Below are 16,381 nucleotides of genomic sequence, written 5' to 3' on the forward strand. Positions count from 1 at the left end.
GCCTGCTCAGGCTGCGTCTTTGGCGTAGATGAGCGCCTCGAAGTCGTACTCGGCCTCGCCGGCGGCGATGAGCTCATCGGTGACGGTCTTCAGCGGCACCATCGCATCGTCGACCTCGACCTTGACCGGGAAGTGCGCGGAGAGCAGCGCGAGCATGGCGCGGCAGGCGGTCTCGGCGTCGGAGTCTTCCAACCCGGTGTTCCAGCCCAGCAGCACATCGGCGGGCTCATCGGTGCGCTCGGAGGTGTAGCTGATCGCGAAGGCCAGGATGCCGTTGTTCCCGCCGGCGCTGGTGTCGCGCAGCACCACCGCACCCGAGGCGCCGGTCTCCGGTCCGAGCAGCATCTGCTGGGCCTTGCCGACGGTCATCTCGGCGCGATCCCAGGCGTGCACGGTGTTGTAGAAGTCCGCGACCAGCTGGGTCAGCTCCACCGATCCGGTGGCGAGGTCTTCGAGGTCCAGTCCCGCGCTGTCCAGGTCCGGCAGCGAGATGGCGCCCGGCTGGACGACCACCTGCCTGGAGGCTTGGATCTTGGTGAAGCCGTTGTCCTTGAGGAAGCACTGGGCGGCGGAGCGCTTGGCCACGCGGGCCTTCAGCGACTGGACCGCGCAGTTGGGGACCTCGGCCTCGAGGATCTCCAGCATCTGCGCGGCGACGCCGCGGCGGCGGTGCTCCGGGGCGACCTCGGCGTAGAAGGAGAGCCGGTCCGGGTGCAGCGAGGAGCGGAAGATCGTCGCGGCGGCCACGGGCAGGCCCGCGGCCTCGGCCACGATGCAGCGGGACCAGGGCTCGTTCGAGGAGGGCCGCAGCAGGCTGCGGTCCTGGTGGTGCATCGAGTTCTCCGGGTCGCCCCAGACCTGGAGCAGCTTCAGGTCATCGCCGTCGGCCCAGGGGCGCACGGTGAGACCGGAGTCCAGGGTCAGCCGGGCCGGGTTCATCGGGCGAGCCGCGGCGTCGTGCTCAATACTCATCACATTTCCTTAGACGAGACGGTAAGTGTCGTTCAGACCAAACAAGCCATGGTAGTCCCGCACCCGCGCCCGGACAAAGCTCACCCCTCACCCGCCCGCCATACCGGCTGTTCAGCGCCCGGACGTTCAGCCCAGGGCTGAGCGCGGCATGGTCCCAGCCACCGGACCACGCCGCAGCCGACTCAGCCGAGCAGCTTCACCGCCAGGTAGGACTGGACCTTGTCCAGCGAGACCCGCTCCTGGGTCATCTCATCACGGTCGCGGATGGTGACCGCCTGATCCTCGAGGGTGTCGAAGTCCACCGTGATACAGAACGGGGTGCCGATCTCGTCCTGGCGACGGTAGCGGCGTCCGATGGCGCCGGAGTCGTCGAAGTCGATGTTCCAGTGCTGGCGCAGCTGCTGGGCCAGGTCCTGGGAGACCCCGGCGAGCTCGGGCTTCTTCGACAGCGGCAGCACCGCGGCCTTCACCGGGGCCAGCTTCGGGTGCAGCTTGAGCACGGTGCGGGTGTCCACTCCGCCCTTGGTGTTCGGCGCCTCGTCCTCGGTGTAGGAGTCCACCAGGAAGGCCATCATCGCGCGGGTCAGGCCGAAGGACGGCTCGATCACGTACGGGGTGTAGCGGGTCCCGCTGGCCTGGTCGAAGTACTGCAGCTTCGCGCCGGAGGCCTCGGTGTGGGAGTTCAGGTCATAGTCGGTGCGGTTGGCCACGCCCATGAGCTCGCCCCAGGCAGAGCCGGCGAAGTCGAAGCGGTATTCCAGGTCGATGGTGCCGGCCGAGTAGTGCGCGCGCTCATCTTCGGGCACGTCGAACTTGCGCAGGTTCTCCGGGTTCAGACCGAGGTCGATGAACCAGTTGTAGCAGGCGTCCACCCAGTGCTTGAACCACTCATCGGCCTCATCCGGGTGGGTGAAGTACTCGATCTCCATCTGCTCGAACTCGCGGGTCCGGAAGATGAAGTTGCCCGGGGTGATCTCGTTGCGGAAGGCCTTGCCGATCTGGCCGATGCCGAAGGGCGGCTTCTTCCGGGCCGAGGTCACCACATTGTTGAAGTTCACGAAGATGCCCTGGGCGGTCTCGGGCCGCATGTAGTGCAGCCCCTCCTGGTCATCCACCGGGCCCAGGAAGGTCTTCATCAGGCCGGAGAACTGCTGCGGCTCGGTCCACTTGCCGGGCTGGCCGGTCTCGGGGTCGCGGATGTCGGCGAGGCCGTTCTCCGGCGGGTGTCCATGCTTGGCCTCATAGGCCTCGATCAGGTGATCGGCGCGGTAGCGGCGGTGCGTGTGCAGCGACTCGACCAGCGGGTCGGAGAACGTCTTGACGTGGCCCGAGGCGTGCCAGACGGCCTGCGGCAGGATGATCGCGGAGTCCAGGCCGACCATGTCGCCGCGGCCGCGGATGAAGGTCTGCCACCATTCGGCCTTGATGTTCTCCTTGAGCTCGGTGCCCAGGGGTCCGTAGTCCCAGGCAGAGCGGGTGCCGCCGTAGATCTCTCCCGACTGGAACACGAAGCCGCGGCGCTTCGCCAGGGAGATGACTTTGTCGAGTGCGGTCTCTTTGGCCATGTGGCAGATACACCTCAGGTAGAACGGGGATGAACACAGATTGCGTCAGCTTATCGCGCGCACGCACCGGGTCCGAAAGCGGGTCAGTCTCTGGACTTCGGCCGCGGGCGCCCGCGCAGGATGTCGGGCAGGGACGCGAGTATCACCGCGATCAGGGTCAGCCCGGTGCCCAGCACGGTGGCGGTGGTGACCAGCGAGCCGGGCGTGGGCAGCAGCACGTCGAGCAGCAGCGAGCCCAGCAGCTGACCGGCGATCATGCCCATCGCGGCGATCAGCACCCCGACGCGGGTGACCAGCAGCGCGCCCAGGGCGATGAAGATGATCCCCAGCGGCCCGCCCAGGTAGTGCCACCAGGTCAGCGACAGGGCCGGCTCCACCCCGCTGACCAGGGCCTTGCCCGCCCAGACCAGCAGCAGGAACAGCGTGCCGGCGAGGAAGTTGAACAGCGTCCCCGGCGCCGGGGAGGCGTAGGCCGCAGAATGGCGACCGTTGATCGCCTGCTGGGCCGCCTGCAGGAAGCCGCCGGAGAGCGGCAGCAGCACCAGCGCCAGCCAGGCCGGCCCCTGCCCGGAGGCGGCCAGCTGCGGGGAGACCGCCCACAGCACGGCCAGCACGGTCAGCGCCGCGCCGCCGACCCGGAACGGGTTCAGCCGCATCCGCCCGGCAGGCCCCAGCCCGATCCGGTCCCAGAGCAGTCCGCCCAAGGTCTGTCCGGTGACCACGGCCACGGTGAACACGGCCACGCCGATCAGCCCGATGGTCAGCGTCTGGGTGAGCACGAAGTAGGCGCCCACGCAGCCGGCCAGGAAGTACCACCAGCGAATCCGCCCCTCCCGCACCGCCGGGGCCACCCGGGCGATGGCCCGTCGGCCACGGCCTGTGCCGAAGGTCACCAGGACCAGGATGATGCTGCCCACACTGAAGCTGATGGTCGCCGCGAGCACCGGGTCCCCGATCTCGGTGGTCAGCGCGGCATTGACCCGCCCCTGGGCGGGGATCGCCGCACCCGAGGCGAGCATCAGCAGAAGAAGGAAGACCCAGACCAGCGGGGAGCGGGGGCCCGCTGCGGGCTCGGCAGAACTCATGGGCTCACCTTATCCAGACCACTCCCCCACGCTTCACCGGGCGCGCATGACAGACTTGGGCCATGAGCCGAGAAGTGTCTGAGATCCCGATCCGCGATGAGTCCATCCGTCTGGGTCAGCTGTTGAAGCTGGCCGGGGTGGTCGAGAACGGGGCGATCGCCCGCGAGGTGATCGACTCCTCCGGTGTCCGCGTCGACGGCGAGGTGGAGACCCGCCGCGGCGCTCAGATCAAGCGCGGACAGCTCGTGGAGTTCGACGGCGAGCCCTTCGGCCTGCCAGCCGCGCGACTCATGCCCGTTCAGGGCTGACGGGGCTGAATCCGCCTCCCTGAAACCGCGTGTACAGTGCCTCTATGGGCCGGGTGCGCGCGTGTGTGCCGGGCCTCACATGACATTTTCTGCGAGGTGCCTGCCGGTCTGAGATGACCGGCGCCGGGGGGCTGCGTCTCGCCCTGTGAACTAGGGGTGCGGTTGCGCATTTGCATCATCGCTTCGAGCCAGTTTCCCATTCGGGAACCCTTCGCCGGGGGGCTCGAGGCTTTTACACACACGGTGGCAAAGAAGCTCATCGGCAGAGGTCATTCGGTGACGCTGTTCGCCGCAGGCGGCAGCGACCCGGAGCTCGGCGCCCAGATGCTCCTCCCGGAGCGGCTGGAGCTGACCGCCGCTGCCCGCTCTGACGTGGGCGCGATGCCGGCGGACTGGATGCAGCAGCACCACGCCTATCTCGGCCTGATGCTGCGACTGGCGGAGTCCAAGGACTTCGACGTGGTCCACAACAACTCGCTGCACCACCTTCCGGTCGCGCTGTCATCGTTGATCCCGATGCCGGTGCTCACCACCTTGCACACTCCACCGACCCCATGGCTGGAGTCCGCGATGAACTACGCCGCGCCCTCCTCGGTGTTCACCGCCGTGAGTTCCGCCACGGCCAAGGCCTGGGCGAGCTCAGTGGTGTCCAGCGTGATCCCCAACGGCGTCGACACCGACGTGTGGCATCCCGGCCCTGGCGGCGACGGATGCGTCTGGACCGGGCGCCTGGTGCCCGAGAAGGCCCCGCATCTGGCCATCGACGCGGCGCGCGCCGCCGGTCGCAGCATCACCCTGGCGGGCCCCATCATGGACCGCAGCTACTTCGAGGGTCAGGTCGAGCCCCGGCTCGGCGACGACGCGGTGCATGTGGGGCATCTGCGCCACGCTGAGCTGGTCGAGCTCGTGGGCTCCTCCGCAGTGGCCGTGGTCAGCTCCCAGTGGGATGAGCCCTACGGCCTGGTGGCGGCTGAAGCCATGTCCTGTGGGACGCCTGTCGCGGCCTTCCCGCGCGGCGGGCTGGTAGAGATCGTCACCGAATCCTCCGGGGCCCTCGCCGCGGACGGGTCGGTGGCCGCCCTCGCCGAGGCGATCACCCGGGCCGCACGCTGCGATCGCACCCCGGTCCGCCAGCGCGCCGAGCGAGATCTCTCGCTGGAGCGGATGGTCGACGAGTACGAGCAGCTCTACACCCAGATGGCTATGGAAGCCTCCCCGCAGCCCAGCGCATCAGCGCGATGATCGGCTGGTACATCCACCATCAGGGCCGCGGACACCTTCACCGCGCCAGCGCCGTGGCTCATGCCGCCGCCGCGCGCGGGGTCCGCATCACGGGGGTCTCCTCGCTGCCCCCGCCCGCCGACTGGCCGGCGGACTGGCTCCAGCTGGACCGCGATGACGCCCCCGAGCCGGACGACGGCGGCAGGTTCCGCGAACCCACCGCCGCCGGCGCGCTGCACTGGGCCCCCCTGCACCACTCCGGGCTGCGCCGGCGCAGCGCGCAGGTCTCGGCCTGGATCGATCACGCCGCACCTGAGCTGCTCGTGGCCGATGTCTCGGTGGAGATCGCACTGCTCGCCCGGCTCCACGGGATCCCGGTGGTCACCGTGGCGCTGCCCGGCGACCGCAGCGATCCTGCGCATCGGCTGGGCTATTCGATCTCCTCGGCCGTGGTGGGCATGTGGCCCGCGCAGGCCACCGAGATCCTCGCCGAGGCACCCGACGTCCAGGCGCTGGGCGGGCTCTCCCGCTTCACCCCGGACGGGACCCCGGTTGAGAACCAGCAGCTCGAGGTCCTGGTGCTCAGCGGAGGCGGCGGCGGCGCGGTGAGCGCCGCGGCGATCGCCCAGCTGCGCCGGACCCTGCCGCAGGCGCGACTGCGCATCCTGGGCGGCGAGTCCTCCTGGGAGGCCGACCCCTGGCCGCTGCTGAAGCGCGCCGACCTGGTGCTCACTGCGGCCGGGCAGAACTCCATCGCCGAGGTCGCCGCCAGCCGCACCCCCGCGCTGGTCACCGCGCTGGACCGTCCCCACCAGGAACAGGCCCATATGCTCGCCGCACTCGAACGCGGCCCCTGGCCGGCGGTCCGCGCCCCCGCGCCCGACGACGACGCCGGCTGGGACCGGGCCGTGGCGCATACGCTCAGCCTCGACGGTGCGGACTGGACCAGCTGGTGCGACGGCGCTGCCGCGGACCGGTTCGCAGCGCTGCTTCACTCGATGCTCGCCCCCACGCGCAGGACCTCGCCGACGGCACCGAGGTGACCCGATGAGCAGGCCCAGCCCCACCGGACCACCCAGCCCCACCGGACCATCCAGCTCCCCGGGACCTTCCAGCCGACCCAGGACGACACCGCGCGCCGTCGTGGTCACCGCCGTCCATTCCCGGCACACCCATCTGCGCCGTCAGCGCACCGCGCTGGCACTCAGCGATCAGTCCCCGGTGGCGCACGTGGTGGTGGCCATGGAGGACCCGCAGATCAGCGCGCAGCTGGCAGTGGATCAGCCGACCAGCAACAGTCCGGTCAGCGACAGCACGGCCAGCGACAGCGCGGCCAGCGACAGCGCGGCCCGGGCCGACGCCGGGCTGTCCACCCAGGTGCTGGAGATTCCGCGCAGCTCAGGCCGGCTGCCGCTCGCCGCGGCCCGGAATCTGGGCGCCGCACGGGCCCTCGAGCAGCTCAGCGGACCCGATGACCTGCTGATCTTCCTGGATGTGGACTGCATCCCGGACCCCGGACTGATCAGCGCATACATCGAGGCCTCGCGGCTGCGGCCCGAGGATCTGCTCTGCGGACCGGTGGCGTATCTGCCCGAGCTCCCCGGGGAGGTGCTCGACGCGGCCACGGCAGATCAGCTCACCGAGTGGGCCGCGCCGCATCCGGCACGGCCGGCACCGGCACCCGGGGAGATCCTCACCCATGGAGAGCATGCGCTCTTCTGGTCATTGTCCTTCGCGGTGCGCCGGATCGTCTGGGAACGGATCGGCGGATTCGACGAGGCCTATACCGGCTACGGCGCCGAGGACACCGACTTCTCCTGGCGGGCCAGAGCTCGCGGAGTCGAGCTGACCTGGGTGGGAGGGGCCTGCGCCTACCACCAGCACCATCCGGTCTCCCGGCCGCCGGTGGAGCATCTCACCGACATCCTGCGCAACGGTGCCATCTTCGCGGACCGGTGGGGACACTGGCCGATGGAGGGCTGGCTGCAGGAGTTCGAACGGCTGGGGCTGGTACGGCGCGACGGTGAGGACTGGGTGCTCAGCGAGAGTTGAGCACCGTGTGGGTCAGGAACTCCCCCACGTGACTGATCTCCTGCGGCACGACGCCGTGCCCGGCCCCGGCGTAGAGCACCTTGGTCAGCTTCACCGACTTGGTCGCCCAGCCGTGGGTGTACTCCACATGCTCCGCCGGAATGATCGGATCCTCCTGGTCGCGGCCCCAGAAGAACGGCACCTTCGCGGAGGCCAGCGCCTCGTCGTCGAAGTAGTCCTCGATCCCCTCTCCTCGGGTGGGGTCCACGGCGAAGCCGGAGAGCCCGACGACGGTGGCGAACTCCTCAGGCCGGCTGCGCAGCAGCGAGGTGGCGACCGCCATCCCCATGGAGAATCCGAGCAGGCTCACCGAGCTGTGCTGGTCCTTGACCGCGGCGATCCACTCCCAGAGATCCTCCACCGCCTCGCGTGCGGCCGATGACGAATAGGCCAGCCGCTCGACATCCAGGTCGAACCAGGTGTAGCCGCCGACCTCCATCTTCACCGGCGCGCGCACGGAGGCATAGGTGAAGCCGGCGGGCAGCCCGGGGACCAGTCCCATCAGGTCCTGCTCGTGGGAGCCGTAGCCGTGGAGCAGCACCACCAGCGGGGTGCCGGCGCGGTCCTCGGGTTCGCGGGACCAGGCGACGTGCGGTGAGGCAGACATGAAATGACCTTTGCGTGACGGGAAGGGTGACTGACCCACTCTAATCAGCCCATGGGTGGATGCATGAAGAGGGGGTGGTCAGCGACAATGTCCGGGTGAACGAAACTGATGAGACCCTCGAAACACCAGACCTGCCCGCCGACGCCGAGATCGCTGAGACTCCGCGGCACCCCTGGACCCGCTACGTGGCCCTGGGGGACTCCTTCACCGAAGGCATCGGGGATCCCGATCAGACCCGACCGGGCTACCACCGCGGCTGGGCGGACCGAGTGGCTGAGGAGCTGGCCCTCGGTGCCGCCGCCGTGGAAGGTTCTCCCAAGTTCTCCTACGCCAACCTGGCGGTGCGCGGAAAGCTCATCGGTCAGATCCGAGACGAACAGCTCGCCCCGGCCCTGGAGCTGCGCCCGGACCTGATCACCCTGTGCGCCGGCGGCAATGACGTGATCCGGCCCGGCGGGGACCCCGATGAGACCGCCCGGATCCTGGACACCCTGGTGCAGATCCTGACCACCACTGGGGCCACCATCGTGCTGTTCAACGGCCCCGATGTGCGCGAGACCCCGGTGGTCGGCTCGATCCGCGGGAAGGTGGCGATCTTCAACGAGAACGTGCGCACCATCGCGGCCCGGCATGACGCCGTGGTCGCCGATATGTGGTCCCTGCGCGAGCTGACCCGCCCGGAGATGTGGGACGACGACCGGCTGCACTTCTCCGCGCTGGGCCACCACACGATCGCCCGCATGGTGTTGGAGACGATGAACGTCGAGCACGATCTCAAGCCCTCGGAGCCGCGCCCGGTTCCGGTGCGGAGCTGGCGTGCGGCCCGGGTGGATGACGCCGTCTGGGCGCGCCACCACCTCTTCCCCTGGGTGGTCCGGCGGCTCCGCGGGAGGTCCTCCGGGGATGGGATCTACGCGAAGCGACCGACCTTCGAGCCGCTCTTCGGCGGGTCCATGCCCCCGGGTGGCGGCGTCGACGACGCCTGAGCCGCCGGAGGTTCAGAGCCGCCGGAGGTTCAGAGGCGCAGGGGCGCGCGGCTCCCCAGCTGGAGAGTCTCCCGCATGGCGTCGCCGAGCTGCTCCGCGCTGGTGAGGAATCCGTCGTGGCCGATCGGAGAGTCGATCATGTGCACCTGATGGTCCCCGGGGATCGCGTCGGCGATCTCCTGGGACTGTTTCGGGAAGTACAGCCGGTCCGTGGTCACGGCCGCCAAGAATGGCGCCGCGGTGACCCCGGCGAGCGCCTGGTCCACTCCCCCGCGTCCGCGGCCGACGTCGTGGCTCATCAAGGCCTCGGCGAGGACGATGTAGGCGTTGGGGTCGAAGCGCTGGAGCAGCTTCTCGGCCTGGTGGTCCAGGTAGGACTCCACCTGGTAGCGCCCGCGCCTGCGCTGGGACCAGCCGACGGGGTCTTCCATGCCCTGGGCGGAGCGGCCGAAGCGCACCGCCAGCTCGTACTCCGCGCGGTAGGTGATGTGCGCGATCCGGCGCGCCAGTCCCAGCCCGGCCTGCGGCGCCGGGCCGCCGTAATAGTCGCCGCCGGCGAAATGGGGATCGTTCTCCACAGCCAGCACCTGGGCCTGGCCGAAGGCGATCTGCTCCGCGGTGGAGGCCGCTCCGCAGGCGAAGACGGCCACGCCTTCGACCATCTCCGGGTAGGTCACGGCCCATTCCAGCGCCCGGGCGCCTCCCATGGATCCGCCGATCACCGTGTGGAACTTCCGAATGCCCAGGGCATGAGCCAGCCGGGCTTCGAGATGCACGGAGTCGCGAATGGTCACGAAGGGGAATCGGGAGCCGTAGGGCTTCCCCTCGGGATCCAGGGAGGCGGGTCCGGTGGAGCCGTAGCAGCCACCCACCATGGCCGGGGCGATCACGAACCAGCGCTCGGTGTCGATCGGGCGGCCCGGTCCGAGCAGCCCTTCCCACCATCCGATGGAGGCATCCGCCGCGGTGGCGGCGACGTGGGAGTCACCGGTGAGGGCGTGGGCGACCAGGACGGCGTTGCTGCCGTCCTCGTTCAGCGTGCCCCAGGTCTCGTAGGCGAGGGTGACTTCGGGCAGCCGCCCGCCGGCCTCGAAGGTGTACGCGCCGACCTCAGCGGTCTTCAACGCACCGGCGGGCCTGTTCCCAAAGTCATTCAGCACCTGATCACCCTAACCTCAGACCGCCGCTGCGGTTTCTTGCTTCGTCACATTGTCCGCGCCGGCCTCCGCTGCCGCGTTCACAGCGCCCTGGGCGGCCTTCTCGAAGCCCTGGTCCAGATCGGCGATGATGTCGTCGATATGCTCCAGGCCCACCGAGAGCCGGACCAGTCCGGGCTTGACTCCGGCGGCGCGCTGCTCGGCGTCGCTGAGCTGGCTGTGCGTGGTCGAGGCGGGGTGGATCACCAGGGAGCGGACGTCGCCGACATTGGCCACCAGCGAGTGCAGCTCCAGCGCGTCCACGAAGGCCTGGCCCGCCCGGGCCTGACCTGAAGCGTCGTGGGCTGCTCCTCCGGCGAGCTCGAAGGACAGCACCGCCCCGGATCCGCGGGGCAGGTACTTCTGAGCGCGCTCGAAGCAGGGGCTCGAGGGCAGACCGGAGTAGTAGACCCGTCGCACGGCGTCATGGGCCTCCAGGTACTCGGCGACCTTCTGCGCGTTCTCGACATGGCGTTCGATCCGCAGCGAGAGGGTCTCCAGCCCCAGGTTGATCTCGAAGGCGTTGTGCGGGGACAGTGCCGGACCGAGGTCGCGCAGCAGCTGGACCCGGGCCTTGAGGATGAAGGAGAGGTTGACCCCGAAGATCCCGTCGGCGCCGAGATCCCGGCCGAAGACCAGCCCGTGGTAGCTCTCGTCCGGGGTGGAGAAGCCGGGGAAGCGCTCCGGGTGGGCGAAGTAGTCGAAGCGCCCGGAGTCCACGATCACCCCGGCGATGGCCGTGCCGTGGCCGCCGAGGAATTTGGTGGCCGAGTGCACGACGACGTCGGCGCCGAAGTCGATCGGCTTGATCAGGTATGGGGTGGTCAGCGTGGAGTCGATGATCAGCGGTGCCCCGAACTCATGCGCCACCGAGGCGACGCCTTCGATGTCCAGCACGTCCCCGCGCGGGTTCGCCACGGATTCGCCGAAGAAGGCGACCGTGTTCTCCCGGGTGGCGGCGCGCCAGGATTCCAGGTCATCGGGGTCCTCCACGAAGGAGACCTCGATGCCGAACTTCGGCAGGGTGTGCTTGAAGAGGTTCTGTGTGCCGCCGTAGAGGGTGGGTGAGGCGACGATGTGGCTGCCGGCCGAAGCGATGTTCAGCAGCGCCAGCGTGGTGGCAGCCTGTCCGGAACCGACGGCGAGCGCCCCGACTCCGCCTTCGAGGGCGGCGATCTTATCCTCCACCGCCTGGACGGTGGGATTGCCGATGCGCGAGTAGATCGGGGCGATCTCCTCGAGTCCGAAGCGGCGCGCGGCGGCGGCGGTGTCCGGGAAGACGAAGGAGGTGGTCTGCTGGATCGGCAGCGCCCGTGCTCCGGTGACCGGGTCGGGGGCGACTCCGGCATGGATCTGCTGGGTCTCGAACTGCCAGGTGTTCTCGTTGCTCAAAGGATTCTCCGTTCAATGCGGCCCAGGAACCGGGCCGGATGTGAACGTCGCTGCCGGTGGTCGAGCTTCCGGCGCTGAATCCTGTACGGCCCTGTCCTGAGGACTGGGATGTTGGGCCCGCACTGGTGTGTGGCCCGCGCTTGCTGAGTGAGTCGGTGAACTGCTTCACTGACTGTTTCAGCCAGGTCGTCACCCGGGGCACCCCACCGCGAACTGGAGGGTTGCCGGCCAGCAAACCGGGGTTTTGCGCTGGCACTCTTGACCTAGGAGCAAGTCTGCATCGCGGAATGCTTCCTTGCAAGTGCGGGCCAGGGGTCGGGTTCGCAGTTCGTCATGTTCGGCCACCCTGCCGCGAGTCACTCCGGCCCGAGGAACGCGAACGGCTCCGCGGGCTCGAAGAGATCACTGACGTCGCCGGCGTGGCCGTCGGGCGGGCCATCAGCAAGATCCATGCGGCGGACACCTGAGCCTTCTCGCAGGTCGAGTCGGTCCAGGGACACCCAGATGACGCTGGGCCGCAGCGCGGAGTCGAAGAAGTAGCGACGGTCCTTGTGGTCCGCCACGGTGCGCCACTGGGTCGAGGAGATGTTCGGCTGCCCCGGAGTGCTGATCCCATAGGGGACCGACGCGTTGCGGATCACCCCGAACACCGACGCGGTCGCGATGGTGCGGTCTTCCACCTGCGGCACCGCGTTGATGTAGAAGCTTGCCCGGACATAGCGGTCGGCGGCGCGATTGGTGCCCGGGAGCATGACGGTACCGCCGATGCCGCGCCAGTAGGTGTCGATCGCCAGCTGTTGAGCGAAGGGCGGTGAATTGGTCATGACCTGGTGGGTGCGGTCGTGGTGTATCTGCAGCGTCCCGTCCAGGTACTCACAGATGGCGCTGTCCCCGGAGGCATCCGAGATCGACAGGTGCATGGTCGCCTGGCGCGGCTGCCCTGGCACGCCGGCGGTGACCACGGCGAAGTCTTCACGGGCGAGTGATTCGACCGCCTCCGTCACGGTCGCGAAGCTGTCCAGCACGTACTGGGCCCAGGCGCCGAGGGAGAGCTTCGGCCGGGCATCGTCGAGCCCCGGGTAGCGCGACTCGACCAGCCACAGGGCATTGGCGACCAGCCCCCGCTCGTTCATCCCATCGGTGGTCGAGATGTCATAGCCGGAGGCGATCACGCTGCCATAGCGGGACGTCCAGGTCAGCGACTCCGACCCGGCTCCTCCCTCGCGCGGCAGCCCCCGGGGGAAGACCCACAGATTCGTCCCCAGGTCGGCGTTCCAGTCCATGGAACGGGCCGTCAGCACACGATCCTGCTCGCCCAGGTAGACCACACGTGTGCACATCAGACTGGCCTCTCACCGAACCTGGGCTCCAACTGGGCCTCAGTGTGTCGGAGGCCATATCCGGAGGTCAACCCTGACCTAGACTCACCTTTCATGAGTGCCTCCGACAATGACGTCCTGACAGCCCTGCGCAGCGCCTTCACGCCGGGCACCTTGACCACCGACGCCGCGGAGCTCGACGCCCACGCGGTCGACCAGGGGCCGCTGGAGCATTGGCAGGTGCACCCGCCGCTCGCCGTGGTCTTTGCTGAATCGACGCAGGACGTCCAACTGCTGGTGCGACTCTCCTGCGAGCATGGCTTCGCGCTGATCACCCGCGGGGCTGGGACTTCCGTCTCCGGCGGGGCGAACTCCACCGAGGGTTCGGTGGTGCTGAACCTGACCCGGATGAACCAGATCCTGGCGATGCGACCCGAGGATGAGGTCGCCGTCGTCGAACCGGGCGTGATCAACGCCGACCTCAACGCCGCCGCCGCAGAACACGGGCTGATGTACGCCCCGGATCCGGCGAGCTACCGCACCTCCACCATCGGCGGCAATGTCGCCACCAACGCCGGCGGGCTGCGCTGTGCGAAGTACGGGGTGACCCGCGATTCGGTGCTTGCCCTGGACGTGGTGCTCGCCGACGGCACGCTGATCCACACCGGACAGGCCACCTTCAAGGGCGTCGCCGGCTATGACCTGACCAGCCTGTTCGTCGGCTCCGAGGGGACCCTCGGCATCGTCGTCGGGGTCACCGTGCGGCTGCGCCACCTGAGTGCGCACACCGAGACCATCGCCGCGTTCTTCGACGAGCTGACCACCGCCGCCCAAGGGGTCCTGGACATCGGCAGGGCCCGGGTGCAGCCGGCGATCACGGAGCTGCTGGATCGCCGCACCATGCTCGCCCTGGATGAGGCGCAGGGCTCGGACCTGGCCCAGCGCGGAGACACGCTGCTGCTGATCCAGACCGACGGCCACGGTGCTGCCATCGAGGCCGAGATCATCCGTGAGGTGCTGCGAGCACTCGGCGCCCTGGTCAGCGACCCCGGCTCCACCGAGTCCGAGCGGCTGATCGAGCTGCGCCGGCACGCCCGCGGCGACGGAATCGTCAACGAGGTGCGCGTGGGCGAAGACGTCGCGGTCCCGCGGTCGCGGCTGGTGGACTACATCCGCGCCATCGAAGACCTCGCCGAGGAGCACCAGGTCCAGCTCAAGGTGGTCGCGCACGCCGGGGACGGCAACCTGCACCCCACCTTCAGCGTCCCCAGCTCAGAGCTCGGCCCCGACACCGGCACCGGCACCGAGACAAGACCCGACGACGACGCGGCCTCCCCCGCACAGCCCGAGGCCGCCCCCGTGACGATCGACGCCACCGAGGGCGGCCTCCCGACCTCGGCCGTCTCGCGGCTGCATGCTGCCCTGGACGGTTCGGTCCGGCTGGCACTGGAGATGGGCGGGACCATCACCGGGGAGCACGGGATCGGCACCTATAAGCTGCGCTGGCTGGACTGGGAGCAGTCCGCCGAGGTGATCGCGCTGCAGCGCCGGATCAAGGACGTGTTCGATCCGGAGCGCCGGCTCAATCCTGGGCGGGCGATCCTGTAGCCGCGCCGCCCGGACCGAAAAGGACCGCGCGGGCCGCGGCGTCGGCGTCGGCGAGGGATCGCGCGGAGGAATCGCCATCTCCGCCGGCCTCCGCGGCGATGGCGGTGCCCCATTGGACCGAGCTGAGCTGCAGGCCCAGCACGTAGATCTCTTCCGGCTCGGCGCGGTCCGCCGGGATCAGCCGATGTGGAAGTCGCGTGACGTCGAAGCCCTTGCCCGCCCGCGGCGCCCCGGAGGCGTCCACGAGTTCGCGCGGCCGGGCGAGGCCGCTGCGCAGCAGTCCCGCCACCAGGGGCGAGCGCGAGAGCTGGATCCGATTGGCGGGCATCATCGCCTCAAGCAGCCAGCGCGCCTGGTACGCCGGCGCGGCCACGGCCGGGGATTCGGCGGTGTAGAAGCCGGTCTCGCGGTCCACGTCGAAGATCGGGTCGGGTCCCAGGAACTCCACCACCCCGGCGCGGGTCAGGGCGGCGAGCTCCTCGATCCGCTGCAGCGGCGGGCCGCTGGCCAGGCCCTCCACCAGGGACTCGAACCAGCCCTCGATCTCGCTGATCTGGCTGGACTGGGAGACCCGGCCCTGGCTGATCAGCGCCTTGACCTCCATCCGGGCCAGGTGCAGCGCACCGATGGCCATCTTCACCGGGCTGCGCGCTCCGGCGGCGGAGGTGGCCGCGTCATCCTCGAGGTAGGCGCTCATGTGCTGCTGGTACTGCTCGGCGGACTCGAAGGTCAGCCCGCCGAAGGGCCTGCCCAGCGAGCGGATGTCGAACCAGAGGACATCCGGGGCGAGCTCGCGCAGCAGCCGCTGACCACGGGTCTGCAGCACCGCCTCGCCCAGGTGGGTGTCCGCGAGCAGCTCCTGAAGCGCGGCTTCGAAACCGGCGCGGAAGAGCTCCGGGGCGAGCTCCACCAGGGTCCGGTAATAGGTGCGCAGCACGTCGCGCTGGATCAGCGGCCAGAGGTGGGCTGAGAAGTCGAGCAGGTCGTGGCGCCGTTCGGCCTCGGCCACCGCCTCGGGGCTGAGGTGGTGCAGCGTGATGCCGACGGGCGCGAACCCGGGCGCCTCGGTGAGCGCGGTGGACTTGGCTCGATATGGGGTGCCGCGCCGGGACCCGGCCACCAGGTGCGGCTCGTCGCCGGTGGCGAGGTATTCCAGGCGCTGCCCGGCGGGGTGGTCGGCGTGTTCGTGGAACACTCCGCCGCGGCCCACGCTGGCCTGGATCATCAGGTCGAAGAAGTTCAGCCCCATCCCGCGGACCAGCACGTTCTCCCCGGCGGGCAGCGAGTAGTAGTCCACCTCGGTGGGGATCGCCGGCGGCTGGTAGTGCAGCCCGAGCTGCTCGGCCACCTCGGTGAAGTGTTCGCCGGACTCGTTCAGCCCGGCAGGTATGTGACCCAGCGCCAGCACCACCTGGTCGGCGCGGAGCCGATCATCCCGGGGCGGATCGGCGTCGTCGTCGGGGCGCAGCCTCAGCTCATACCCGGAGTCGGCGCGGCGCAGCTCGGCGACCTCCGCGGAGATGTGCTCGACGCTGATCCCGGGATGGCGCGCAAGTGCCGCGCAGACCTCGGTGTGCAGCCAGGTGAGGTACTGCCCGTAGGCGGCGCGGGTGGGGTAGTCGGTGTCGGTCCCGCCATGGTCGATCCCCTTCAAGACGGGCGGCTCGAAGCCGTCGGCGCGCACCGAGGTGGCGGTCTCCTCGGCCTCATGCTCGTGCCGCCACTGGGCGAAGGAGCGGGAGACCGACGACGAGGCCAGCTGGGCCTGAGTCGCGCCGACGGGCGCCGCGGTGGGGAAGCTGGCGGGGGTGTTCATCAGGTACAACGGGGACTGCTGCGGGTTCCAGACGCGGCCGGGCCCGTGTGGGGCGGGGTCTATGACCAGGACGCGCAACCGGGATGCCTGGGCGTCGGGCGTGCCGCGCTCCACCGCCGCCAGCAGTCGTTCCAGGAAGGAGGTGCCGCGGGGCCCGGCACCGATCAGCGCGACTCTGCGTTCCTCGGTCTGGCGGGGCATGGGTGGCGTGTTCT

Annotated in this window: 14 protein-coding genes and 1 riboswitch; of the genes, 6 read left to right on the forward strand and 8 right to left on the reverse strand. The window is 69.6% G+C overall.

The features are described 5' to 3' along the window. Positions 1–6: 6 nt before the first annotated feature. The 3 genes from LTH93_RS04360 to LTH93_RS04370 all read right to left on the reverse strand — a co-directional run bounded on the left by LTH93_RS04360 (position 7) and on the right by LTH93_RS04370 (position 3,622). Positions 7–972, reverse strand: coding sequence for a GNAT family N-acetyltransferase (locus LTH93_RS04360; RefSeq protein ID WP_241470190.1), 966 nt, complete (start codon positions 970–972; stop codon positions 7–9). Positions 973–1,154: 182 nt separating this feature from the next. Continuing rightward, positions 1,155–2,537, reverse strand: a complete 1,383-nt coding sequence (locus LTH93_RS04365) for a glycine--tRNA ligase (RefSeq protein ID WP_241463802.1) — start codon at positions 2,535–2,537, stop codon at positions 1,155–1,157. 83 nt (positions 2,538–2,620) lie between these two features. Continuing rightward, the gene (locus LTH93_RS04370; RefSeq protein ID WP_241463800.1) at positions 2,621–3,622 is read right to left on the reverse strand and encodes a DMT family transporter; all 1,002 of its coding nucleotides are present in this window, start codon (positions 3,620–3,622) and stop codon (positions 2,621–2,623) included. A 62-nt stretch (positions 3,623–3,684) separates the two neighbouring features. Here LTH93_RS04370 and LTH93_RS04375 point away from each other — a divergent pair, with 62 nt between their 5' ends. From LTH93_RS04375 to LTH93_RS04390, 4 genes are all read left to right on the forward strand, one after another. Next, entirely contained in the window at positions 3,685–3,930 is a 246-nt protein-coding gene (locus LTH93_RS04375; protein ID WP_241463798.1) for an RNA-binding S4 domain-containing protein, read from the forward strand. 156 nt (positions 3,931–4,086) lie between these two features. Further along, positions 4,087–5,172, forward strand: coding sequence for a glycosyltransferase family 4 protein (locus tag LTH93_RS04380; RefSeq protein WP_370642662.1), 1,086 nt, complete (start codon positions 4,087–4,089; stop codon positions 5,170–5,172). Beyond that, the gene (locus LTH93_RS04385; RefSeq protein ID WP_241470192.1) at positions 5,169–6,194 is read left to right on the forward strand and encodes a hypothetical protein; all 1,026 of its coding nucleotides are present in this window, start codon (positions 5,169–5,171) and stop codon (positions 6,192–6,194) included. The genes LTH93_RS04380 and LTH93_RS04385 overlap by 4 nt, the downstream gene beginning before the upstream one ends. 4 nt (positions 6,195–6,198) lie before the next feature. Further along, complete coding sequence (locus LTH93_RS04390) at positions 6,199–7,203, forward strand: glycosyltransferase family 2 protein (protein WP_241470193.1); 1,005 nt, start codon at positions 6,199–6,201, stop codon at positions 7,201–7,203. Here the strand turns inward: LTH93_RS04390 and LTH93_RS04395 are convergent. After that, entirely contained in the window at positions 7,190–7,849 is a 660-nt protein-coding gene (locus LTH93_RS04395; protein WP_241463792.1) for an alpha/beta hydrolase, read from the reverse strand. The genes LTH93_RS04390 and LTH93_RS04395 overlap by 14 nt on opposite strands. A gap of 95 nt (positions 7,850–7,944) precedes the next feature. Between LTH93_RS04395 and LTH93_RS04400 the strand changes: the two genes are divergently transcribed. Beyond that, the gene (locus LTH93_RS04400; RefSeq protein ID WP_370642664.1) at positions 7,945–8,835 is read left to right on the forward strand and encodes an SGNH/GDSL hydrolase family protein; all 891 of its coding nucleotides are present in this window, start codon (positions 7,945–7,947) and stop codon (positions 8,833–8,835) included. A gap of 29 nt (positions 8,836–8,864) precedes the next feature. Here the strand turns inward: LTH93_RS04400 and metX are convergent, their stop codons facing one another. The 3 genes from metX to LTH93_RS04415 all read right to left on the reverse strand — a co-directional run bounded on the left by metX (position 8,865) and on the right by LTH93_RS04415 (position 12,763). Next, positions 8,865–9,995 carry a homoserine O-acetyltransferase MetX gene (gene metX, locus LTH93_RS04405; RefSeq protein WP_370642665.1) on the reverse strand — a complete coding sequence of 377 codons (1,131 nt, stop codon included), beginning with the start codon at positions 9,993–9,995 and terminating at the stop codon, positions 8,865–8,867. 15 nt (positions 9,996–10,010) lie between these two features. Beyond that, positions 10,011–11,423: an O-acetylhomoserine aminocarboxypropyltransferase/cysteine synthase family protein gene (locus LTH93_RS04410; protein WP_241470194.1), complete on the reverse strand. Its 1,413-nt coding sequence runs from the start codon at positions 11,421–11,423 to the stop codon at positions 10,011–10,013. A 131-nt stretch (positions 11,424–11,554) separates the two neighbouring features. Beyond that, a riboswitch (SAM riboswitch) is annotated at positions 11,555–11,687 on the reverse strand. A 92-nt stretch (positions 11,688–11,779) separates the two neighbouring features. Next, on the reverse strand, positions 11,780–12,763 hold the full coding sequence (locus LTH93_RS04415) for a linear amide C-N hydrolase (RefSeq protein WP_241470195.1): 984 nt from the start codon (positions 12,761–12,763) through the stop codon (positions 11,780–11,782). Positions 12,764–12,856: 93 nt separating this feature from the next. Here LTH93_RS04415 and LTH93_RS04420 point away from each other — a divergent pair, with 93 nt between their 5' ends. Then, a complete protein-coding gene (locus LTH93_RS04420) occupies positions 12,857–14,350 on the forward strand; it encodes an FAD-binding oxidoreductase (protein WP_241470196.1) in 1,494 nt (497 codons plus the stop codon). On the opposite strand, the gene LTH93_RS04425 is transcribed toward LTH93_RS04420, so the two are convergent. Further along, positions 14,325–16,367 (reverse strand): FAD/NAD(P)-binding protein, encoded by a 2,043-nt coding sequence (locus LTH93_RS04425; protein WP_241470197.1) that lies wholly within the window; start codon positions 16,365–16,367, stop codon positions 14,325–14,327. The genes LTH93_RS04420 and LTH93_RS04425 overlap by 26 nt on opposite strands. Between the last annotated feature and the right edge of the window lie 14 nt (positions 16,368–16,381).

The organism is Nesterenkonia sp. DZ6, assembly GCF_022565835.1.
Lineage (GTDB): Bacteria > Actinomycetota > Actinomycetes > Actinomycetales > Micrococcaceae > Nesterenkonia.